The 24,007-nt window shown below is 62.1% G+C and carries 16 protein-coding genes; 8 read left to right on the top strand and 8 right to left on the bottom strand.

The genetic code is table 11. The annotated features are described in order from the left end of the window. Window positions 1-15 precede the first annotated feature (15 nt). Window positions 16-831, bottom strand: coding sequence for an MBL fold metallo-hydrolase (locus JQ600_RS07760; protein ID WP_212391778.1), 816 nt, complete (start codon window positions 829-831; stop codon window positions 16-18). Between the two features lie 221 nt (window positions 832-1,052). Between JQ600_RS07760 and JQ600_RS07755 the strand changes: the two genes are divergently transcribed. Then, window positions 1,053-1,937 (top strand): alpha/beta fold hydrolase, encoded by an 885-nt coding sequence (locus tag JQ600_RS07755; protein ID WP_249135757.1) that lies wholly within the window; start codon window positions 1,053-1,055, stop codon window positions 1,935-1,937. A 114-nt stretch (window positions 1,938-2,051) separates the two neighbouring features. Here the strand turns inward: JQ600_RS07755 and JQ600_RS07750 are convergent, their stop codons facing one another. From JQ600_RS07750 to JQ600_RS07735, 4 genes are all read right to left on the bottom strand, one after another. After that, window positions 2,052-2,690, bottom strand: coding sequence for a 5-bromo-4-chloroindolyl phosphate hydrolysis family protein (locus tag JQ600_RS07750; RefSeq protein WP_249133719.1), 639 nt, complete (start codon window positions 2,688-2,690; stop codon window positions 2,052-2,054). Between the two features lie 101 nt (window positions 2,691-2,791). Beyond that, the gene (locus JQ600_RS07745) at window positions 2,792-3,850 is read right to left on the bottom strand and encodes a toxic anion resistance protein (protein ID WP_212267972.1); all 1,059 of its coding nucleotides are present in this window, start codon (window positions 3,848-3,850) and stop codon (window positions 2,792-2,794) included. A 211-nt stretch (window positions 3,851-4,061) separates the two neighbouring features. Continuing rightward, a complete protein-coding gene (locus JQ600_RS07740; protein ID WP_212391772.1) occupies window positions 4,062-5,585 on the bottom strand; it encodes a permease in 1,524 nt (507 codons plus the stop codon). After that, entirely contained in the window at window positions 5,582-6,331 is a 750-nt protein-coding gene (locus tag JQ600_RS07735) for an ABC transporter ATP-binding protein (protein ID WP_211999308.1), read from the bottom strand. Before JQ600_RS07735 ends, JQ600_RS07740 begins: the two co-directional genes overlap by 4 nt. Before the next feature lie 326 nt (window positions 6,332-6,657). Between JQ600_RS07735 and JQ600_RS07730 the strand changes: the two genes are divergently transcribed. From JQ600_RS07730 to JQ600_RS07705, 6 genes are all read left to right on the top strand, one after another. Beyond that, complete coding sequence (locus JQ600_RS07730; RefSeq protein ID WP_212391770.1) at window positions 6,658-7,533, top strand: branched-chain amino acid ABC transporter permease; 876 nt, start codon at window positions 6,658-6,660, stop codon at window positions 7,531-7,533. A gap of 8 nt (window positions 7,534-7,541) precedes the next feature. After that, window positions 7,542-8,693 (top strand): branched-chain amino acid ABC transporter permease, encoded by a 1,152-nt coding sequence (locus tag JQ600_RS07725; RefSeq protein ID WP_192737012.1) that lies wholly within the window; start codon window positions 7,542-7,544, stop codon window positions 8,691-8,693. Next, complete coding sequence (locus tag JQ600_RS07720) at window positions 8,690-9,448, top strand: ABC transporter ATP-binding protein (protein WP_212038740.1); 759 nt, start codon at window positions 8,690-8,692, stop codon at window positions 9,446-9,448. The genes JQ600_RS07725 and JQ600_RS07720 overlap by 4 nt, the downstream gene beginning before the upstream one ends. Window positions 9,449-9,458: 10 nt before the next feature. Beyond that, window positions 9,459-10,238, top strand: a complete 780-nt coding sequence (locus tag JQ600_RS07715) for an ABC transporter ATP-binding protein (protein ID WP_211999311.1) — start codon at window positions 9,459-9,461, stop codon at window positions 10,236-10,238. Between the two features lie 119 nt (window positions 10,239-10,357). Continuing rightward, the gene (locus JQ600_RS07710; protein WP_211999312.1) at window positions 10,358-12,196 is read left to right on the top strand and encodes a long-chain fatty acid--CoA ligase; all 1,839 of its coding nucleotides are present in this window, start codon (window positions 10,358-10,360) and stop codon (window positions 12,194-12,196) included. Window positions 12,197-12,287: 91 nt separating this feature from the next. Beyond that, entirely contained in the window at window positions 12,288-13,487 is a 1,200-nt protein-coding gene (locus tag JQ600_RS07705; protein WP_212391768.1) for an ABC transporter substrate-binding protein, read from the top strand. A gap of 130 nt (window positions 13,488-13,617) precedes the next feature. Here JQ600_RS07705 and JQ600_RS07700 read toward each other — a convergent pair whose 3' ends face one another. Further along, window positions 13,618-15,729: a PQQ-dependent dehydrogenase, methanol/ethanol family gene (locus tag JQ600_RS07700; RefSeq protein ID WP_312011127.1), complete on the bottom strand. Its 2,112-nt coding sequence runs from the start codon at window positions 15,727-15,729 to the stop codon at window positions 13,618-13,620. A gap of 431 nt (window positions 15,730-16,160) precedes the next feature. Next, window positions 16,161-16,979, bottom strand: a complete 819-nt coding sequence (locus tag JQ600_RS07695; RefSeq protein ID WP_212391764.1) for a transglutaminase-like cysteine peptidase — start codon at window positions 16,977-16,979, stop codon at window positions 16,161-16,163. A gap of 619 nt (window positions 16,980-17,598) precedes the next feature. Here JQ600_RS07695 and JQ600_RS07690 point away from each other — a divergent pair. Continuing rightward, the gene (locus JQ600_RS07690; RefSeq protein WP_212489766.1) at window positions 17,599-23,577 is read left to right on the top strand and encodes a VCBS domain-containing protein; all 5,979 of its coding nucleotides are present in this window, start codon (window positions 17,599-17,601) and stop codon (window positions 23,575-23,577) included. Between the two features lie 31 nt (window positions 23,578-23,608). Here JQ600_RS07690 and JQ600_RS07685 read toward each other — a convergent pair whose 3' ends face one another. After that, window positions 23,609-23,794, bottom strand: a complete 186-nt coding sequence (locus tag JQ600_RS07685; protein ID WP_212391760.1) for a hypothetical protein — start codon at window positions 23,792-23,794, stop codon at window positions 23,609-23,611. Window positions 23,795-24,007 lie beyond the last annotated feature (213 nt).

Here is a 24,007-nt window from a genome sequence, read left to right as displayed (position 1 = left end):
CGTTGTCGTGGCGCCTCACACCCCGTCGAGAATGATCACGGTCGGCGTGGTGGGCAGCGTTTCCCGCGAAATCTTCAGGGTTCGCTGGGTGCGCTGGTCGATCTCGAATTGCTTGCCGATCAGGCGCATGAATTCGTCGAGCGGGGTCGCAAAACGATGCATCGGCAGCACGACGGAGGCGCGCAGGCGCTTGGTGATTTCGGAGACGCCATCGAGCGACATCGTAAAGGTGCCGTCGATCGGGACCATCACGATGTCGAGCCGGCCGATCGCGGCGAAATGGCTGTCGTCGAGCTTGTGATGCAGGTGCCCGAGATGGCCGATGCAAAGCCCGGCGACCTCGAAGATGAAGATCGAGTTGCCGTCCCTGATCATCTCGCCGCCGGCGCCATCGCCGTAGTAGCGGCGGATGTCGGTGGTCACGTTGCGGATATAGACGTCCTCGACGCGCAGGCCGACCAGCGCAGGCTGCCCCTTGTCGCCCCAGCCGTGCAGCACATGCTTGATCTTGGGATCGGGAAACAGCGTGAAATGCGTCGAGTGCGCGCGGTTCATGGTGACGACGTCGGGCAGCCGCCCGGTCTGGTAGTAGCCGTTGAAATCGGTCCCGATCCGCACGCCGGCGGGCGTGTCGATGTAATAGGTGGAATGCCCGACATAAGTGATCGCGACCTCCTCCACCTTGGCCGCGGTGCGGCGGAGGCTAACCGGCACAGCCCGCGGCGGGGCATTGGCCATCGCCAGGCATTCGCTGCGCAGCGGCGATTGCGCTGCCGCCGGCAAAATCAGCGAACCGAGGAAGGCAGTGGCAAGCACAAGCGATCGCAGCATGGCATGATCCGTATGCGGCGACGGCCGCTGGCATACTGTATCGCCGAATTCAGCGCCCGTCATGATGTCAATCGCGCACAGCTCCTGTGCCGCATTTGCTTCACCGGCGTTAGGCGATACCGTGTGGCCGGATGCCACAACGGAGTGACGCCTTGACCGAGCAAGCTTCAACGCCAGCCCAAAATGCCGCGCGCGCACCATCGTCGAAACGGCTGGAACCGCTGCGCAGCATCGATGCCGGCGTGCTCAAGATCGCCTATTACGAGGCGGGGCCGGCGGACGGACCTGTCGTGATGCTGATGCACGGCTTTCCCTACGACATTCACGCCTATGTGGATGTGGCGCCGCAGCTTACCGCCGAGGGATGCCGCGTCATCGTTCCCTATCTGCGCGGCTACGGGCTGACCCGGTTTCGCGACAAGGCGACGCGGCGTTCGGGCGAGCAGGCGGCGATCGGCGCGGATTTGATGGCGCTGATGGATGCGCTCGGCATCAAGCGCGCGGTGTTCGCCGGCTATGACTGGGGTGGCCGGGCCGCCTGTATCGGCGCGGCATTGTGGCCGGAGCGCTGCATCGGCCTGGTGTCGGTCAACGGCTACAACATCCAGGATATCGCCAAGGCGATGGTGCCGGCGCGGCCGGACCGCGAAGTGGCGCTCTGGTATCAGTATTATTTCCAGCTCGAGCGCGGACGCGCCGGCCTTGCCACCGACCGGCGCGGCATCGCCAAACTATTATGGCAGCAATGGTCGCCGAACTGGCATTTCGACGACGCCTGCTTCGAGCGGACGGCGGTCGCGCTCGACAATCCTGACTATGTCGAGGTGGTGATCCACAGCTACCGCCATCGCTACGGCCTTGCCGAGGGTGATCCGCAATATGCCGATCTGGAGCGCCGGCTGGCGGCGCAGCCCGTCATTACCGTGCCGACCATTACGCTCGACGGCGACGGGGATGGCGTGAGCCCGGCCACCGACGGCAGCAAGAGCGCACCGAAATTCGCCGGCCGCCGGGTTCATCGGGTGGTGCCGCGCGCCGGACATAACCTGCCGCAGGAGGAGCCCGAGGCGTTTGCAGCGGCGGTGCTGGAATTGATCAAGGCGTAGGCCAGAGCAGCGACGTGATCGAACGAGCGAAGCTGGACCAGTGGCTGGCTACGCCGTCGCCAACCGATTGGGATGCTGACGCAGATAGACGTAAGCCGCCGGTCCCGGCGTCGATCAGACTCTCCCCTTCCCTGGACCCGAGGGAGCGCCGAGTTGCGGCGGTGGCCCGAGGTCCTCGTCGAGTGAGCTCTTCAGCAGTTTGAGCTCAATGTCCAGATTGCCGAGGTCGGCACTCTGCAAATTCCTCGCGTAATGGGTGAACGCGGCATCGAGCCGGTCGATCAGTTCAGCCGTTGCGGTGATCCGCGCCATGTCGCGCATGCCGCCCTTTTCAAGCAGCGCATAGGCCTCGGCGAGTTCGGCTGCCCGCGGCAAATAATAGGTGAGGAAGCGCCGTACCAGATCGATGCGCAACGGGTCATCCTCGACGCCCGCGAATATCTCGCGGGAAACCCGCGCCAGATGGCGGACGCGGTCGGCGACCTTGGGCGTGCCGATCGAACTCACGGCAACCTCCAGCCGCACCGCAAGCGGCTCGGCATCGGTCAGCAGTTCCCGCGCGAATTCGATTCTGCCCCGCGCGGCCCCACGGGCATCCAGCCTCTCGAACGGTTTGCGCGGCGAAAATGCAGTCACCAGCCCGCCGCCCGCCGCCAGGCTGACAATGCAGGCGATCCAGAACGGCATGCCGGTGCCGATCGCCAGCACCGGCAGCAGCACGGCTGCCGTGGCGCCGCCCGCGATCCAATTCATGCCTGAAAATGCCGGCAGCATTCCTTATAGCCTCGCACCGCGCGAAATGCCGAGCGCCAGCGCGAACAGCAGGCCGGCAAGGCAACGTCGCATCGTGGACTTCATGTCGTCGACTTGGACATCGCTGACTTCAACTCGTCGGTCAATTGCGCCATTCGCTGCTCGATCTCGGCGCGTTTCTTGCGGCCTTCCGCCTGGACGTTGAGGACGCCCGAAATGGTGTCGACCAGATCGCTATTGGTTTTCTCCAGCGTCGCGATATCGATGATGCCGCGCTGTGATTGCTTTTCGATCTCGATCGCCTGGGTCTTCATCATCTCCGAGGCCTGTTTCATCATCTCGTTGGTGGCGTCGGTGACGGTCTTCTGCAAATCGAGCGCGGACTTCTGACGGGTGAGGCCGAGCAGAAGGATCATCTTCTGCTTCCAGACCGGGATCGCGAGTTCGGTCGTCGCCTGCAGGTTCTCGATCAGGGTCTCGTCGCCGGACTGCACGATACGGATCTGCGGCAGCTGTTGAATGCCGATCTGGCGCGCCTGCTGCAGATAGAAGACGCGCTTCTCGAGCCGGTCGAGTGCCTGCGCGGCATCCTGATAGGTTTGCGCCGCCAGCAAGGCGTCGCTGCCTTCGCCGGCTGCCTTCACGGCCTGTTCCAGTTCGACCAGCCGGCCACGGCGAAAGTCCTCGGCAAAGGTCTTGCCGGCAGCGATATGCGAATCGAGGTCGCCGAGCGATGCCTTGGTTTGTTCGTGCAGTTCGTCCAGCACGGCGATGTCGCGTCGCAAGGTTTCCTTGTTGCGGTCGAGTTCGACGCAGACGCGGTCGATCTGGGAGGCGACGTCGCCGAATTGTTCGGAGAACCGCCGCAAGCGCGATTCCATCGAGGAGAACAGGCGCGTGAAAAAGCCGCTGTCCTTGAGCGTCGCCGGATCGAGCCCACGCGCCTTGCCCAGGATGTCCGACAACAATTTGCCTGTTGTCCCGAGCTCCCGGTTCTGGGTTTGGGCGAGGATGCGGTCCGCGAACTCAACGACCGATCGCTGCGCGCGATCGCCGAATGTAACGATGCGCGACCGATCGGAGATGTCGATCTCCGACTTGATCCGCGCAACCGCGGACGCGTCCACCATGACCGCCGGGACATTGATGGTTTCGCGCATCGCGCTTCCTCTCCTGTGTGCTCATTCCCGCCACATGGTGCCGCGGTAGTGCTTCGGCAAGATAGCCCAGCCAGCCAAACGAATCGATGACGGCGGCGTGGCCTTCCAGCCAGTCAGGCTTGCCGGAAATCCGCCCTCAACTTCAATAGGATATAGCTTTGTCGGGGTTCGGTCTGCCGAGGTTCACGGCTGAATACCGGGCGCTTCCGCATCAATCCCTTCGCGGGCTGATCTTCCACGTCCCGGCCAGCATCAGCGCGGTCATGGCGCCGCTGATGACGGCGGCAATCGGGATTGTGACGGCGAGGATCGCGGTCGCCGCCCATCCGATCGAGCAGAACGCTTCAGCAAATGTCGCGATGCGTGACGAGGTCTGGCGGCGGCGAAACTGGCTGCGTTTGGCCTGGACGCGAAACCACAGCTGGATCGCGGCCGCCGACACGGTGGCGATGACGACGAAGACGGCAGTGACCGCTGCCTGTACGGGTGAGGCCAAGGCCAGTGCAGCCACCAAGGGAGCGAAGATGACGCCGATCGCGATCATCACCACCTCGACCTTGGCACGGATCACGCTGCCGGGCGGCATCGGGGCGGTCGCGACCAAGTCTGCGGCGTCCTCGCCTGAAATCGTCAGCCAGGCGAGACCGCCGGCGAGTTGTCCGGCCGCCATGACGATCACGGGCGTGATCAGGACGGTCGCGGCCGAGCTATCGGAGAAGCTGCGCCACAGCATCAGCGCCGGCGGCACCAGATAAAGCAATTGCATCAGGCTCTGCGACACCAGCCAGGGATCACGCCGCAGCAGCATGAACTCCTTCCAGCGCAGCGCGGCTTGCCGCGAACCGCGGCGAAACGAGGTCGCGCGCGACCCGCGACGGATCGTCGTTGCGGTTGCCGAAGCGCTGACGACGGTGCCGGCAAATTTCGGCGAGAGGACCGCCATCACGCCGCCGAGCAGCACGAGGCTGCCGGCCAGCAGAAGCGAGAGCATTTCGCCGTCCCCGATCGCGGCGCGCGCCGGCCACCACAGCGGACTGTCGAAATCGGGGGCGTAGGCCGCCGCGGCGTCCGACGTCAGCACCGTAAACCGCGACAGTGTGCCGTAGGAGAGGATCGCGGCGACCTGGAGCGCGATGACGAAACCCGCACCGATGACGGCGGCGAGAATCTGTGCAGCGAGCCGCGTCCGGCTCGGACCGATCAACCGAAACAATAATACCGTGATTGCGATCGCAACCGCCGCGGCTGACAGGCCTATGGCGATGACGACGCCAAACGCCGAGAACCACCTGATGCCGCCGCCGATCACGAGAACGTCGACGAAGGGGCTCGACAACAGCAGGGCCATGGCCGTGACCGAGAGCGCGATTGCCGCGATCCGCACCGAGAAGATGTTGGTCAGCCTGACCGGAGAGGACATGATCAAATCGAGGTCGGCGCGCGCATAGAACACCCGCGTCACCGATTCGATCGCCTGCGACAGCATCAGGGCCCAGGCCAGGAAGATCGTTGCTGACATGACGATCAGCGTCGGCTTGTCGAGCGGGGCTTGCAGATCGGCAAAGCGGCCGATCACCGCATAGGCCGGCAGATGCAGGAAGGCGGCGAGCACGAGCAGCCCGATCACGGCGCGTGTTCGTTTTCGCCGCGCGCCCGTCATCATGGCGAGCCATTCGCGCCACGCCAGCCGGATTTCGTGCCGGGCAAACCAGGTGAGATCAGCGGCCGAGCTCATGCGGCCGCGTCGGTGTCGACGAGTGCAATGAACATGTCTTCGAGGCTGGTGTCGTTGCGGCCGTTCTGCTGGCGCAATTCGGTGAGCGTGCCTTCGGCCACCAGCCGGCCCGCGGCGATGACGCCGATGCGGTCGGCCATCCGTTCGGCGACTTCCAGAATATGCGTCGTCATGATCACGGTGCAGCCGGCGCGGACGCGTGCCTGCAGCAGTCCCTTGACGTGACGCGCGGACAGCGCGTCGAGGCCGGTGAGAGGTTCATCGAGGATGATCAGGCGGGGGTCATGGACCAGTGCACCGGCCAGCGCCACCTTCTGGCGCATGCCTTTCGAAAATCCTTCGCAGCGTTCGTGCAGATGCGGCTGGAGCCCGAGCGACACCAGCAGATCCTGCGCGGAGGATTCGGCAATCGAAGCATCGACGCCCCAGAGGCCGGCAACGAATTCGAGATATTCCAGTGGCGTCAGCTTGTCATAAATCATCGGCTCGTCCGACACCCACGCCATGATCTGCTTGGCGGCGACGGGATCGGCGAGCGCATCGATGCCCAATATTGAGACAGCGCCGGCGTCGGGTCGCAGCAGGCCGGCCACCATGCGCAACGTCGTGGTCTTGCCGGCACCGTTGGGGCCGAGCAGGGCGTAGAATTCGCCGCGGTGGACGGTGAGATCGAGCGCATCGACCGCTGGGCGGTCAAAACGCTTCGTTAACCCTCGCACCTGCAGCGCTGATACATCGGGATTCATGAGGTCGGGACGGTCCGGGTTTCATGTGTCGCCGCGAACCATGGACCCAAGAACTTTCGGTGCGGTGAATCGAAGACCCCAAATCGCGCCGATATGAACGCTTCCAAGGCTACTTTGAAGGCTACTTCGAAGCCAACTTCCGCCCTGCGGCATTTCTGCGCAATTGTTAACGCGGGCCGCAACCAGCGCTCTGTTGACAGTCGTCGGCGCTTTGGTCTCAATGGGGACGGACATATGTGACTTTCAGCGCTTCGACACAAGAGCGCGAAGGCAGGATGCGTTAAGGCGATCCGTAGAATCGCGGGGCATCCGGGGGAGGGGAATCGATGCTGGACTTCGTTCAGCAACTGGTGAGTGGCATCGCACTTGGCTGCGTTTACGGCTTGATCGCGCTCGGCTTCGTGCTGGTGTACAAGGCCACCGAGGTCGTCAATTTCGCCCAGGGCGATTTGATGATGCTGGGCGGTTTCTTCGCCTTCACTTTCATCGGTATGCTCGGCCTCAATTACTGGCTCGGATTCGCCGGCGCTGTGATCTGCATGGCGCTGTTTGGCATGCTGGCCGAACGCGTGGTGGTGCGTCCGATCCTCGGCTATCCCCAGTTTTCTATCATCATGGCGACGATCGGGCTCGGATATTTCCTGCGCTCCATCGCCGGCATGATCTGGGGCACCGACGATCTCAAGATCGAGACGCCGTTCAGCCAGGGTGTGTTGCGGATCGGCTCGCTGGTGCTGGCCCACGACAAGCTCTCGGTGATCGCCGCGACCGTCATCCTTTGCGGGTTGCTCTATCTGTTCTTCAACCGCACCACGCTCGGCACCGCGATGCGCGCCAGTTCCGAGAACATGCTGGCTGCCTACTACATGGGCATTCCGGTCAAGCGGGTGGTGTCGATCGTCTGGGCGATCAGCGCTGCGGTCGCAACCGCCGCCGGCGTGTTGCTGGCGCCGATCACCTTCATTCATTCCAACGTCGGGCTGGTGCTGGGATTGAAGGCGTTTCCCGCCGCGGTGCTTGGCGGCTTCGGATCGATTCCAGGTGCGGTGGTCGGCGGCGTCCTGATCGGCGTGATTGAGAGCATGGCCGGCTTCTATCTGCCGCAAGGCTGGAAAGACGTCGCGCCTTACCTCGTTCTCCTCGTGGTGTTGCTGCTCAAGCCCGAAGGCCTGTTCGGCGTGCACACGCGCAAGAAGGTTTAGGGGCCGCGATGCGTTTTCTCTTCAAGACCGACTACGAAGACGACATCCGGCTGATGCCGCACAGCGGCTATCTGGTCACCTATGGCGTGCTGCTGGCACTGCTGGCGGTCGCGCCGTTTGTGCTCTCCAGTTATATCATGAGCCAGCTGGTGTTCGTCTGCATCTACGCCACCGTCGGCGTCGGGCTGATGATCCTGACCGGCTTTACCGGGCAGGCGTCGCTGGGCCACGCCGCCTTTCTCGCCATCGGCGCCTATACGGCGGCCTTCCTGCAGCAATACAACGTCCCGTTTCCGGTGTATTTCCTGGCCGCAGGCCTGCTGACCGGCGTAGTCGGCGCGCTGGTCGGATTCCCGGCGCTGCGGCTACAGGGCATCTATCTCGTCATTGCGACGATTTCCTTTGCCTTCATCGTCGAGGAAATCCTGGCGCGCTGGGAAAGCGTGACCCATGGCAATGAGGGCATGCGCGTCAAGACCATGCAGGTGTTCGGCATGGCGATATCGCGCGATAGCCCGACCTTCTATTTCCTTTGTCTGGGTTTCCTGATCCTGACCATCGTCGGCACACTCAATCTCCTGCGTTCTCCGACCGGCCGCGCCTTCGTCGCGATCCGTGACAGCGAGACCGCGGCGCGCAGCATGGGCATCAACGTCTCGCTCTACAAGGTGAAGTCGTTTGCGATCAGCGCCGCGATCACCGGATTCGCGGGCTGCCTGTTCGCCCACAAACTGTCCTTCATCAGCCCGGAAATGTTCACGCTGCTGCTCTCGATCGAGTTCATCATCGTGATCCTGATCGGCGGCTCGTTCAGTCTGCACGGCGCGGTGCTGGGCGCGATCTTCCTGGTCATGATCGATCCGCTCCTGACCTATCTGAAGGACGACTTGCCCGGCATGATCGCGGGCGTCGCCTCGACGTTTGGCGCGGGCAAGGAGAGTGCGTCTCATATTCAGGACAAGGCCGCCGCCATCGCTTCCGCGAACGGCCTCAAGGGCGCGATCTACGGCCTGATCATCGTGCTGTTCGTGCTGTTCGAGCCGCTTGGCCTCTACGGTCGCTGGCTGAAGATAAAGCTCTTCTTCCAGCTGTTCCCGCTCTACAAGCGCGCCACTTTCAAGCGGCAGAAAATCTATGTGAAGTCGGAGCGGAACCGATGAGCTATTTCCGGGCCGAAGACCTGTCCTTGCACTTCGGTGGCCTCAAGGCGGTCGATGCCGTCAGCTTCGCGGTGGAGAAGGGCGAAATTCTATCGATCATCGGCCCCAACGGCGCGGGCAAGAGCTCGATCTTCAATCTGATCTCGCGCATTTACCCGCCGACCTCGGGCAAGATCTACTTCGAGGATCAGGACATCACCCAGCAGCCGGCTTACGAAATTGCCGGCCTCGGCATTGCCCGCACCTTCCAGAACATCGAATTGTTCGAGAACGCGACGATGCTGAGCAATCTCTTGGTCGGCCGGCACCGCCACTCCACCACGCAGCTGTGGCAGGAGTTGCTGTTCCTGCCGAGCGTGCGCGCCCACGAAAAGGCGCATCGCCGCCGGGTCGAGCAGGTGATCGAGTTCCTCGACCTCGAAGTCTATCGCGACAAGCTGATCTCGGGGCTGCCCTACGGTGTCCGCAAGGTGATCGAGCTCGCGCGCGCGCTGTGCTCGGAGCCGAAACTGATCCTGCTGGACGAGCCGTCCTCCGGGCTGAACGTCGAGGAGACCGGCGACATGTCGTTCTGGATCCGCGACCTGAAGACCGACCTCGGCATCACCGTGCTGATGGTCGAACACGACATGTCGCTGGTGAACCGGGTGTCGGACCGGGTGATCGCACTGAACTACGGCAAGGTGATCGCGATGGGCTCCCCTTCCGAAGTGCAGCGCCATCCCGACGTCGTCGCGGCCTATCTCGGCGCATGAGGATGATGCCATGAGCGCTCCCGACATCATCCTGAAGCTCAGCAATATCGAGAGCTATTACGGACCGATTCAGGCGATCAGGGGCATCAGCCTCGAAGTGCCGCGTGGCAAGATCGTCACACTGCTCGGCGCCAACGGCGCCGGCAAGACCACCGTTCTGAAAACCATTTCCGGCATCCTCGATCCGCAGAAGGGCTCGATCGAATTTCTGGGCAAATCAATCCAGCGCGTGGAAGCCGACAAGATCGTGCGACTGGGCCTAAGCCACGTGCCGGAGGGGCGCGAAGTGTTCCCGTTCCTCTCCGTGCGCGAGAACCTGATGATGGGCGCCTATCCGCGCAAGGATCGCGACGGCGTCGCCGAGGATCTCGAACGGGTCTACGGCTATTTCCCGCGGCTGAAGGAGCGCATCAACCAGCCGGCCGGACAGCTCTCCGGCGGCGAGCAGCAGATGCTGGCGATCGGGCGCGCGTTGATGAACCGGCCGACGCTGTTGCTGCTGGACGAACCCTCGCTCGGGCTGTCGCCGATCCTGGTGAAGGAGATTTTCACCATCATCAAGCGCGTCAACGAAGAGCAGGGCATGTCGATCCTGCTGGTCGAGCAGAACGCCAAGGTGGCGCTGGAGACGGCGCACTATGGCTATGTGCTGGAAATCGGCCGTGTCGTCATGAACGACAGCTGCGAGCGGCTGATGCATTCAAAGGACATCCAGGAATTCTATCTCGGCGCCAAGGAAGAGGGCGCGCGCGGTGAGCGACGCTGGAAAAAGAAGAAGACATGGCGCTAAACGACGCAGTTAAGACCTTGGCGTTCCTAGTGATTTTGAGCTAAATTCGAGCCTGCCTCGACAACAAGACCGGCTGACAAGACCGGCGTCGGACGCAGGCGAGAGAGGGAGGAAGACGCATGGCCAGACCGGCAGTGCTGACGGTCGCCGACACGATCGCGAAGAGCTTTTTGCTGGCAGTGGAAACGCGCGGCGACCGGCCGGCGATCCGCGAAAAGACGTTCGGCATCTGGCAGCCGACCAGCTGGCGGCAGTGGCTGCAGATATCGAAGGATATCGCTTACGCCTTGCATGCCACCGGCTTCAAGCCGGGCGACGTCGCGTCGATCATCGCGAACGCGGTTCCCGAATGGGTGTATGCTGACATGGGCATCCTCTGCGCCGGTGGCGTCTCGTCCGGGATCTATCCGACCGACTCGTCGGTCCAGGTCGAATACCTCATCAACGATTCCTCGACACGCGTGATCTTCGCCGAGGATGAAGAGCAGCTCGACAAGATCCTGTCCTGCCGCGAACGCTGCCCGACCTTGCAGAAGATCGTCGTGTTCGACATGGAAGGCCTCTCTGGCTTCAGCGACCCGATGGTGATGTCGCTGGCCGAATTCACCGCGCTGGGGCGCAACCACAGTCACGACGATCCGGCGCTGTGGGATGCGATGATCGCAAGCCGAGGCGCGGGTGATTTGGCCATCCTCGTCTACACGTCAGGCACGACCGGTCCGCCCAAGGGCGCGATGCATTCCAACCGCAGCGTCACGCACCAGATGCGCCACGCCAACGATCTGTTCCCCTCCACCGACGCCGAAGAGCGGCTGGTGTTCCTGCCGCTCTGCCATGTCGCCGAACGTATCGGTGGCTATTACATTTCGCTGGCGCTGGGCTCGGTGATGAATTTTGCCGAAAGCCCGGAAACCGTGCCGGACAATCTGCGCGAGGTGCAGCCGACCGCGTTCCTGGCGGTGCCGCGGATCTGGGAAAAATTCTATTCCGGGATCACGATTGCACTCAAGGACGCGACGCCGTTCCAGAACTGGATGTACCGCCAGGCGCTGGGAATCGGCAATCGCGTGACCGAGAGCAAGCTTGAGGGTGAAACGCCGCCGCTGACCTTGCGGATCGCCAATCAGTTCGCCTATTGGCTGGTGTTCCGCAACATCCGCCGCATGCTCGGGCTCGATCGCTGCCGTCTGGCCTTCACCGGGGCTGCGCCGATCGCGCCGGATTTGATCCGCTGGTATCTCGCGCTCGGCATCGACATGCGCGAGGTCTACGGCCAGACCGAGAATTGCGGTGTGGCCACCGTGATGCCGCCCGACCGCATGAAGCTGGGTTCAGTCGGCAAGGCCGCGCCCTGGGGCGAGGTCGCGATTTCCCCGCAAGGCGAAATCCTGATCAAGGGCGACTTCCTGTTCATGGGTTATCTCAACCAGCCGGAAAAGACCGCCGAGACCATCGACGCCAAAGGCTGGCTGCACACTGGCGACGTCGGTTCGATCGACAACGAGGGCTTCGTCAAGATCACCGACCGGATGAAGGACATCATCATCACCTCGGGCGGCAAGAACATCACGCCGTCCGAGATCGAGAACCAGCTGAAGTTCTCGCCCTACGTCTCGGACGCGGTGGTGATCGGCGACAAGCGGCCGTTCCTCACCTGTCTCATCATGATCGACCAGGAGAATGTCGAGAAGTTCGCGCAGGACCACGACATTCCCTTCACCAACTACGCGAGCCTGTGCCGCGCGCCCGAGATCCAGGACCTGATCCAGCGCGAGATCGAGGCGGTCAACGTCAACTTCGCGCGGGTCGAGACTATCAAGAAATTTTTCCTGATCGAGCGTCAGCTGACGCCCGAGGATGAGGAATTGACGCCGACCATGAAATTGAAGCGGAGTTTTGTGAACAAGCGTTACGCGGCCGAGATCGGCGCCATGTACGGCGAACGGGCGGTGGCGTAACGGACGAACTTTGAGCAAAATTTGTAGAAACGGCGAAGGACAAGAAGGCCCCACCCTTCGCTCAACACGGGCCAACGAAGAGGAGACTGCAATGTCGAAATCGTCTAGGGCGTTGTGCCTTGCGGTGAGCGCCCTTGCGCTGACCCACCTGCCGGCCTACGCCCAAACCAAGGTCACCAATGAAGGCATCTCGGCGAGCGAGATCGTCATCGGCACCCATCAGGATCTGTCCGGCCCGATCAAGGGCTGGGGCGTTCCGGTTTCCAACGGCATGAAGATGGCGATCGACGAAGTCAACGCCGCCGGCGGCATTCACGGCCGCAAGATCAAGCTCGTCCTGGAGGACTCCGGCTACGACCCGAAGCGTGCGGTGCTGGCGTCGCAGAAGATGGTCGAGCGCGACAAGATCTTCGCGATGGTCGGCCCGATGGGATCGCCCACCGTGCTCGCCTCGCAGGACATTTTGCTCGAGGCCGGGGTGATGCAACTGTTTCCGCTCACCGCGGCCGAATTCACCTTCAAGTTCGATCCGGCCAAGCCGCAGGAACGGCTGAAATTCAACAACCTCCTGCCTTACGTCGAGAGCACGCGCGCAGCGCTCAAATACATGATGGAGGCCAAGAATTTCAAGAAGCCGTGCATCATGCATCAGGATGACGAGTACGGCAAAAACGTGCTCGATGGTTTTAACCAGCAGCTCGCCGCGATGAAGGTCGCACCGGCCTCCATCACCAGCTACAAGCGTGGTGCATCCGACTTCAGCGCACAGGTCGCCAAGATGAAATCCGACGGCTGCGATCTGGTCGTGTTGGGCGCGGTGCTCCGCGAGCCGATCGGCACGATGGGCGAAGCCAAGAAGCTCGGATGGGACGTCACCTTCCTCGGCGCCACGCCGGTTAACGTGCTCGAAGTGCCGGCGCTCGGCAAGGAAGTGGTTGAAGGTCTGTATGCCGCTTCAGGCTTCGAAATTCCCTACGAAGACACCGCCAAGGGAAAAGTGAAGGACTGGCTCGTCAACTACAAGAAGATGTTCGGCGCCGACGCCAATACCCAGGCGATCATTGGCTACAATGCGGTGATGACGTTCGCGCATTATGCAAACAAGGCCGGCAAGGATCTGAGCGGCCAGAAGATGCTTGATGCGCTGGAGTCCGGCGATAAGTTCCAGGATATCTTCAGTTCGCCGCCGACCGTGTTCTCGAAAACCAACCATCTCGCCACCACCATCACCCAGGTCCAGCAGGTCAAGAACGGCCGCTGGGTGCTGGTGAAGGAAGGCCTGATGTTCTGAGGCTCGTCTTCCGAAGGTTTGCCTTCCGAACGACGAAGGGCTGCGCGATCACCTCGCGCAGCCCTTTCTTTATTTGGATGGATCTCACTCTCCGTCATGGCCGGGACAAGCCCGGCCATGACGAGTTGGGTTACTGCTTCGGCTGTCCCGCGGCTTCGGCCGGCTTCGGCCTGATCGCATCCGCCGTGCCCTGGATGAAGGCGGCGATCTTCGTCACATCCGCTTCCGTCAGCTTGCCGGTGAAGTCCGGCATGCCCTGGTCGCGGAACGGGCCCTTGAACACGAAGTCCTTGAGGTTCTCGATGGTCTCCTTCGGAACATAGCCGAGGTTACGGACATTGCCGCCATTGTGGACGCCGGGCACGCCGTGGCAGGTGGCGCAGGCGGCGACATAGAGGTTGGTGCCGTCGGGCACGTCCTTCGGATCGTACTTGACGCCCGCAAGCAGGCCTTCGGTCTGATACTTCACGAAAGTCGGCAGTGGCGCCTTGCCGTCGACCGCAAACGTGTAGACCGTGCCCGGGCTGCGCAATTCGGTAGCGCGTACCGCGATCCCGAACACGCCGCCCCAGCCAACCGCGATCGACACATATTGCTTGCCGTCGAGCATGTAGGTCGAGGCCGCCGCGACGACGCCGGACCCGGTCGGCGATTCCCAGAGCTTCTCGCCGGTCGTGGCATTATAGGCGACGAAGCGTCCGTCGGCAGTGCCCTGGAACACCAGATTGCCGGCTGTTGTCAGCGTGCCACCGTTCCATGGCGCCACATATTCGGCGCGCCAGACTTCCTTCTGCTTCACGGGGTCCCACGCCAGCAGGCGCCCGAACGCCGGATTCTTCGGCGGGACAGCGTCCAGCACCATGCCGACATTCCAACCGGTGGTGGCGCCGAACTTGCCGGGAGTTGGCGCGTTGTGAACGAACATTTTTTCCGGCGTCAGGTTCAGCGGCACGCCTTGCGCCGGCAGATAAACGAGGCCGGTCTGCGGATTGAACGACATGGGATGCCAATTGTGCGCGCCATATGGACCGGGAACGCTGTCATACGGCTCCTTGCCGCGCGCTGCCGGTACTTCGATCGGACGACCATTGGCGTCGTAACCGGTCGCCCAGTTCACATCGACGAAGTTCTTGGCCGAGATGAACTTGCCGTTGGTGCGGTCGACGACGAAGAAGAAGCCGTTCTTCGGCGCATGAAGAATGACCTTCCTTGGCGCGCCATCGATGTTGATGTCCGCCAGGATCATCGGCTGCGTCGATGTGTAGTCCCAATGATCGCCGGGGGTTTCCTGATAGTGCCAGATGTATTTGCCGGTGTCGGCGTTCAGCGCCACCAGTGACGCCAAATAGAGATTGTCGCCGCCGGATGGGCTGCGGATGTCCCGATTCCACGGCGAGCCGTTGCCGGTGCCGACATAGACCATGTTCAGGTCGGGATCGAAGGTGATGGTGTCCCACGCCGTTCCGCCGCCGCCGTTGAGCCAGTATTTTCCGGCCGGATCCCAGGTCTTGGCGGCTGCCGCCATCGATTCATCTTCGAACGGTTTTGAGGGATCGCCAGGCACGGTGAACCAGCGCCAGGCCTGGTTGCCGGTCTCGGCGTCATAGGCGGTGATGTAGCCGCGCGCGCCATATTCGGCGCCGCCATTGCCGATCACGACCTTGCCGTTGAACACGCGCGGCGCGCCGGTGATGGTGTAGGAGTGCTCCTTGCTGACGATGGTGTCCTTTTCCCAGACGACCTTGCCGGTGACGGCGTCGAGCGCGATCAGGCGGCCGTCATAGGCGCCGAGGAAAACCTTGCCCTTCCAGAGCGCCACGCCGCGATTGACGACGTCGCAACAGCCCTTGTAGCCCTTCTCCTTGTCGATGCCGGGATCGAAGGTCCAGAGTCTCTTGCCGGTTCGGGCGTCGATCGCGTGCACCACGCTCCAGGAGGCGGTCTGGTACATGATGCCATCGACGACCACCGGGGTTGCCTCGACACCGCGGGAGGATTCGAGCGGATAGCTCCATACCAGGCCGAGTTTCTTGACGTTGTCGGTGTTGATCTGGTTCAGCTTGGAAAAGCGCGTTTCCGCATAGTCGAGGCCGATGGTCGGCCAGTCGTTCGATGTCGCGGTGTTGGCCTTGATCGAGGCGCCGTCGACCGCCGAGGTAACGGCCTTGATGTGCTCCGGCGATCCCTTGGCGGGACTTTGCGCGAGCGCCGCCGTGGAGGAGATCGCCAGCCCAAACCCGATCGCCAGCGCCAGGCGAGCCGGCCGATGCAAACTGGAAAAGCTTTCAGGAAAAAAACGGCAAACAGAATCACCGCACGGCCAACGTGTCATCCTAGTCCCCTCCAATGATCTCTAGCGGATCTGTCGGAATGGTATGCCGGTGGGAACGACGGCGTCAATCAAGCGCGAGCGTGAAAAGAAAAAGAGAAAATTTGTATCGTCATGTTTTCGCCAAACAGAATGAACATGCGTTCCGGCTGCACTGCAGCATGGCTTGATGACTTACACTGAATCTGATCGTGCAATGAAAATTGCGGGATGCCTTGTATCCGATATCCCAGATGCGCGATCATGGATCGCGCGACGTCCGGTCCGGTCCGCTGCAGCGAGGGCGTGATGCAGCACGCAGTTGCTCCATCATCGCTGCGGATGAAATTGCGGCAGGATTGCTGTCAATCGGCTTTCGTCGGAGCCTGATTGGCGGGCGTGACAACGCCGGGCGCTGCCAGCGCGCTGATGACGACCGGCGCTTCGGGATTGCCGGATGCGGCGGTGAGCAGGGGCGCATCGGTGTATCGCATGACGCTGTGCTGATCGATCACGAAGGTGGGCCGGTAATTGCGGATGTCGGAATCCTCAACCATCGCCATGCGGCGGTTATCGAGCGTCAGCCAGTGCCCGTCGAGCCGCGCGGCGGCAACCGCGTGATCCTCGCCGCGGACGGTGTCGCGCATGATCACGATCCGCAGATCGTCGGGCGCAATGCCGGCCCGGCGCAACGCCACGAATTTCGCAATGGCGTAATCCTCGCAGTCGCCGCCCCGCGTTAGCGTCGCGAGCGGCGAGGCCCAGACGTCGAGTTGGCCATATTGTGCGAGGTCGCTCATCGGCCGCACCGCAAGGTTGACGGCGCGGTTGATCTCGCCGAGTCGGGCGCGGCCCTCGCGGAGCTTGGCGGCATCGACGATCGCGAGGAATTGCAGCGCGGCCGGCGAGACGCAGCCTCCGCGGTCGCCCTCGCACAGCGCAAGCTGCACCATTTCATCGTCGAGGCGGCGCTGCACACTTTGCCATTTCTCGTGCAATCCGCCGTCGAGAAGCATCGCGGTGGGCTGCCCGAACGGCTGGGTGGATTTCTTGACCAGGACCGCAGCGCCAGGTGACAGCAGCGTTCCGGCGTCCGCCGGTCCGAACCAGGCCAAGCCGCTTATGGACAGGCCGCACGCGAGGAAGGTTGCGCGCAACGCACGCGGATAATTTGAGATCGCCATCTGACACCCCTAGTCCGGGCATTATCGGCAGGCTCGTTAACCTACTCGTGACCGGATCATTTCGCTGGGGGCATAGTGGGTAGGTGGGCTTTTGATCTGCTTAAAACCCGCGATATCAGGCCGGAAAGCGCGAAACAGCTTAAAATTTGTCTCGCCGGTTTCCCGAAAATTTTATCGAACCTTTGCGGAGCCGTGACTGCCCTATCCATGGGATGGTGCTTAACCGTGCGTTATCGTTGTTTTCAGGTTAATATGACTAATCTGGTCAGATTCGCGTGAGTTGTAAGCCAAGTCACAGTTTTGACTTGGAAAATCGCATCATATACCGGGGTTATACGGGGGAATCGGATTGATAAGTATAGACCGCAGTCGTTTTGCTGCGAATATCTCAACTAATCTCCCTGGTGCTCAAGCTTATCCATGTATTCCTCTGTGTATGGCAGGGGAGTACCAGATATGCTTGAGAAAAATCGAGAAGACTGATCTGGAAAACGGCTCTAACCTAAGCAAGCTGCACAAAAAATGGATGGTTCCGTAGAAGACCATCCGTGATATGCAAGCTTAGACCTTTGAATATTGTATTTGTATTAACCTTAGCGGCGGCGGGGCTCATTTGACTTTGGCCGGTAAATTTACCGACGTGCTGCCTGACGGCCACGGCGCTCACCCGGGTGGGCACCTCCAGGTCGACAGTGTTTCCACACATGCGCCGTCGGGCGCCATTATCGTTCCAGACGCCCATTTGCTCTTCACCGGCGATTTCAAGCGCGCGGGTGTCGACCTCGTTCTATCGGGCGACGGCCGCGAGTTGGTGCTGCATGACTATTTCAAGGGCGAGAAGCGCGCAGCCCTGGCATCACCCGATGGCGCCCATCTGACTGGCAATATTGTCAACGCGCTGACCGGTCACACCCAGCTGGCGCAGGCCGACGGCAGCCCGAGCGTGGCCCAGGTCATCGGCCACGTCACCAAGCTGGTCGGCACCGCGACAGCGATCCGCAACGGCGTTTCGATCATTCTGAACAATGGCGACAACGTCAACAAAGGCGACGTGGTCCAGTCCGGTTCCGATTCGACGCTCGGCATCACCTTCATCGACGGCAGCGTGTTCGGTCTCGCATCGAACGCCAGGATGGTGCTGAACGAAATGATCTACGACCCGAACGGGTCGAACAATTCGTCGCTGATCAGCCTGGTGCAGGGCACCATCTCGTTCGTCGCCGGCGCGACCGCCAAGAAGGGCGACATGAAGGTCGACACGCCGGTTGCCACTATGGGCATCCGCGGCACCGCGGTACTGGTCGAAATCGATTTCGCGGTGCCGGGCCAGGGCGGAGCGCCGCCGGCGAAATTCCAGGTGCTGGTCGAGCCCGACGGCACCACCGGCTCCTACATCCTGTTCGACAAGACCACGATGACGCCGATCGCGACCGTCAATCAGGCCGGTACGCAGACCATCGTCAGCGGCCAGGGCACGGTCAATTTTCTTTCCTCGGTGCAGTTGTCGCCCGATGCGCAGAAGATCATCTCCGATGTCTTCCAGCTGAAATTCACCGACCTGAACAATCCTCAACAGCTGCACCGGTTCACCGATTCGCCGGTTCCGGAAAACATGTTCATCAGACTGGCGGGCGGAGAAACCGTCCCGGTGAAGGTGACGGTTACTCCGATTATCGACACTCCCGTCGTTACGACTACCCCCACGACCGTCAAATCGGGCGACCACATTCCGGGGCCGCCCGACGTCATCACCTCCAATGCGGCTTTCACCGAGCGCGCAGGCCTGACCGGCAGTGCCGCGCAGGATACGTTGACCGGCGAGATCGCGTATTCCGACCTCAATCCGGGCGACGTGCCGACCGCCCAGGCGAGTTTTGCCTCGTTCAAGTATGAGAACGCGCAGCACAGCGATGTCAGCGCATCGCTGACATCAGAGCAGATAGCCGCGATCAAGGCGGTGGAAGTGCCGCTTACCGTGGTGCAGGATCCCAACCAGAAAAACCGCGGCACGGCGACCTGGACCTACAGCGTCCCTGACGGCGCCTTCGATTTCCTGGCCGCCGGCGAGACCTTGACGCTGACCTATCTGGCGCGGGTCGACAATAATTTCGCGGCGAACAACGAGATCACGTTCAAGACCTTCACCATCACGATATCAGGCACCAATGACGCGCCGACCGTTACCACCAGCGGCGGCACCGTCATCGAGCGGGACGGCACCGGCAATACCACCATCGATACGATCTCGGGCACGGTCACCTTTACCGATACCGATTTGACCGATCGCCCGGTGGTGACTGCGGCGATCTCGACAACCGAGCCGTTCAGATACCTCGACGCGCAGGGGCATAACGTCACCGCGACGCTGACGCCGGCACAACTGGCGGCAATTGCAGCCGTCAAGGTTCCCTTGAGCGTGACGCAGGGGGGCGCAAACGGCCATAACGGTTCGGCGACCTGGACCTACAGCATCGCCGACCACGCCTTCGATTTCCTCGCCAAGGGCGAGAAGCTGATCCTCAACTACGTCATCAAGGTCGACGACGGCCATGGCGGCGTTGTGTACACGCCGGTCAGCATCTCCATCAACGGCGCCGACGTCACCGTGATCGGCACCAACGACGTTCCCACCATAGTTCCGGAGTGGACGACGGCGACAGGCGAGATGACGGAGGATGCAGCGGCGACGCTGACCGCCAATGGAACGATCACGTTTCAGGACCTCGACCTGACGGACACCCATGCCGCGGCATTCGCTCTGAAGTCGTCGAACGCCACTGCCAATCTGCCGGGCTATTCGGAGGCGGCCCCGCTGGGTCAAATCGGCACGTTTGCCCTGACCGCGATAAGCGAGAATCCCGGTGTTTCGACCGTCGGCTCGCTCGGCTGGAACTTTACGCTGAACGACGACGATCCGGTGCTGCAGTCGCTGGCCAAGGGCCAGACCATCACCCAGATCTACACGGTCACCATATCAGACAATAACGGTGCGCCGGTGACGCAGGACGTGACGGTGACGATCACCGGCACCAACGATACGCCGACCATTGTGGGTGGATCTACCACGGCGACTGGCGGGGTGACGGAGGATACCGGCGTCAACGACTCCGGTAACATCGAGACCTCGGGCACGATCACGTTCGGCGATCTCGACCTGATCGACACCCACACCGCCGGCTTCGTGCTGAAGTCGACGAATGCCAGCGCGAACCTGCCGGGCTTTGCCGAGGGCAACGGCGCATTGGCCGCCAATATCGGCACCTTTGCGCTGACCGGAGTGAACGAGAGCACGACCGACACCGGCAATACCGCCAGCATCGGCTGGAACTTTACGCTAAACGACAACGATCCGGTGCTGCAGTCGCTGGCCAAGGGCCAGACGATCGTCCAGATCTACACGGTCACCATATCAGACAATAACGGTGCGCCGGTCACGCAGGATGTGACGGTGACGATCACCGGCACCAATGACACGCCGACGATTGTGGGCGCGTCGACGACGGCGGCCGGCGGGGTGACGGAAGACGTCGGCGTCAACGTTTCCGGCGATATTGCGACTTCGGGCATGATTACGTTTGGTGATCTCGACCTGATCGACGCCCATACTGCGGGCTTCGTGCTGAAATCGACGGATGCCAGCGTGAACCTGCCGGGCTTTGCCGAGGGCAACGGCGCATTGGCCGCCAATATCGGCACCTTCGCCCTGACGGGAGTGAACGAGAGCGCGACCGACACCGTCAACACCGCCAGCATCGGCTGGAGCTTTACGCTGAACGACAACGATCCGGTGCTGCAGTCGCTGGCGTTGGGCCAGACCATTACCCAGATCTACACCGTCACGATCATAGACAGTAACGGTGCGCCGGTGACGCAAGATGTGACGGTGACGATCGCCGGCACCAACGATGTGCCGGTTGCGGTTGCCGACACTGACACCGGCCATATCGTCGAGGCGGGGAACAACAGCGACAATTCCGTACTGGCCGGCGTCTCGACCACGTCGGGCGACGTGCTCAGCAACGATACCGACGTCGACCTGATCGATACCCACCACGTCATCGGTGTTGTGGCGGGTTCGATCAGCGGGGTGCTGACGAACGACGATGTCGGCGCGACCGTCATCGGCACTTATGGGTCACTGGTTCTCAACGCCAACGGTACCTGGACCTATACGCTCGACAATACCAATCCGCTGACCGACTCGCTAGCGCATGGCGCGCACGCCAGCGACGTCTTCAGCTATACCGAGTCCGATGGTTATGGCGGCACGTCGACGACGACGCTGACGATCGATATCACCGGCACCAACGATGCACCGGTTGCAAATGCGGCGCCGGTCGCTGTGACTGACGTCAATTCGGGTGCGCCGGTTTCCGAGCAAGGCGTCAGTCCGGTCAATGACGCGTTTGCCGGCGTCGCATCGGCGACCGGTAACGTGCTTGCCAACGATCTCGACGTCGATGCCGGCGACACCAAGACGGTGCAGGGAGTTGCCAGCGGAACGCAAACCGGCCCCTTGACCGTAGGCGTGGCTAGCGTGGTCGCCGGCACCTATGGCAGCGTGACGATCGACGCCAACGGCGCGTGGACGTACACGCTCAATAACACCAAGGCCACGACACAGGCGCTGATGCAGGATCAGCATGTCGCAGACGTGTTCACCTACACCATGCATGACGTCTACGGCGCGACCGCGTCCGCGACGCTGACGATTGATGTCACCGGTACCAACGATGCGCCGACCCTGGCCCCGGCGACGGTAGGGCCGCTGCTGGATACCGCCGTTACCGATAGCTACAGCACCATCACGGGAACGCTGGTCGGGTACGATGCCGACAGTGGCGAGGCCGCGACGCTGAGTTACGGCACGATCGTCGGACTGAGTGCCGTGAACTCGGCGGTTGCGGGCCTGTATGGCTCGCTCACGGTGGACGAGGACGGCCACTACATTTATACGCCCGATGCCGCCGCGATCAACGCGCTGCATGCCGGCACCCAGACCGAAACTTTCACCGTGCAGACCGCGGACGTCAACGGTGCCACGGGTATCGCTTTATTCACGGTGAATGTGACCGGCGCCAACGACACGGCGACGATATCGGGCGATTGGGAGGGCAGCCTGAACGCCTTCACGAGCAGCGGCGAAATTGTACCCCTCGACACCGTCAGCGGCACGCTGACGGTCAGCGATGTCGACACTGGCGAAGGTCATTTCCAGGCGGTCGATCCGGACTTGCTCGACGGCGCCTATGGCACCTTCACCTTCGACAGCGGTACGGGCGGCTGGACCTATCAGCTCGATAATTCCAAGGTTGAGGTTCAGTCGCTGGGCGAGGGCACCAGCGTCACCGATACGCTGACGGTGACGTCAATCGACGGCACCGAGAAGAATATCGTCGTCACCATCAACGGTACCAACGACGCGCCGGACTACTCGGGAAAGAGCCTCGCGTCGACCTACCATGCCGGCGACAGCCCGGTCGCGATCGTCTACGGCGTCGCGGCCGCCGACATCGACAGCGCCCATTATGCCGGCGGAACTCTGACCGCAACCGTCACGGCCGGACACGAGGGCGACACGCTGTCGATTGTGGGCAACGACTACATTTGGGTAGATAGCGGCTCGATCGTCTATTTCGATTCCGACGGTAATGATCCGGGCGGAGATGTCGCGATCGGGACGCTGGCACACAACGGCGATAACAGCCTCACGGTGACGCTGAACGGCAGCGCCGGCGATACCGCCGTCGAGGCGTTAACGCAGGCGATCGAATTCTCGAACTCCAAGCCGGACCCGGTCGCCGGTACGCGCACGGTGGCATTCACACTCTGGGACGGCCACGGTGCCCCTAACAATGGGCACGACAGCGACTATTTCGAAGCGCATGTGACGGTGCCTGAGAGTGCAGGGGCGGCGCCCGTGATCCAAACGGACCTGTTCACCCTCTCCGAACTCGGCGATGGAGTAACGATGGTTTCCGGTCTCTACGTCACCGATGCCGACGCCTCGGAGACCGAGACCTTCACCTTTACCGCGACCACCGGGGCGCCCCTGGTCAGCAGCGTGTCGATCGATCCGGGTGACCTTGAGGATATCGACGAGGCGCTTGGTGCTGTTGCTGTTGCTGGTGTCACATACAATCCCGGCGGCGGCTCTCAGCCGCAGAATGACTCTGTCAAGTTCACCGTGACTGATGGCTTCGGCCATTCCGACACGGTCAATTTCATCTTCAATGTGACTGGCGAAAGCGATGTCGAACTGACCGGTACGGACGGGAAGGATGTCATCTTCGCGACAGGCAATACGGATACGCTGACCGGTGGCGCGGGCGCCGATCAGTTCGTGTTCCGGGTCGGTGATGGCAACGACACGATCACGGACTTCACGCCGGGGCAGGACCACATCGATCTCAGGGCGTTTTTCGAAACGATCAACCCTGAAACGATCGATGCATGGCTCCATGACCATGCGGCGCCAAGCCAGAACGATCCGGCGGATATGGTGCTCTGGCTCGGCGGCGATGACAATGTCACGCTGAAGCAAGTCGCGAGCCTCACGGCCAACGACTTCATCCTCCATCCCGGCATCGGTAACTGACCGCGACGCTCCAGCGGCGGTAGACGTTCTCTTACAAGACCCGCGGAATCCCCAGCCGCTCAGCCTCTTCACGCACCGTCGCCGCGTTCTGATAGCCGGCGCCCACCTTGCTTTTCGGATCCTGCAGCTTGACCGTCGGCACGTCCGGCACGGCGTAATATTTGTCGTGAACCAGGCAATGGTTGCGGATCAGCGGCCACAGCATCAGGCCGAGCATGTCTGGTCGTGGCCGTATTTTGCCGTCGGCCTGGCGACAAAATAGCGGCGTATCAGTCCGCAGCAGCGCGCGAACACGATCGTGAGGCCGGGGCGGCGGCCGAAGGGTTCCGCCTGCAGTGTTCGGTTTCGTCAATCCCGATGGTCCCCCCAATGCCACCATAGCCAGCCATGGTCCGCCGGGAAAGCGGGCGAGCGGCCTTTTGGAAGCGCC

The organism is Bradyrhizobium sp. AUGA SZCCT0176, from assembly GCF_018130145.1.
In the GTDB taxonomy this organism is placed as follows: domain Bacteria; phylum Pseudomonadota; class Alphaproteobacteria; order Rhizobiales; family Xanthobacteraceae; genus Bradyrhizobium.
Note: the sequence above shows the minus strand (reverse complement) of the source record. Positions and strands in the feature narration are given on the sequence as shown.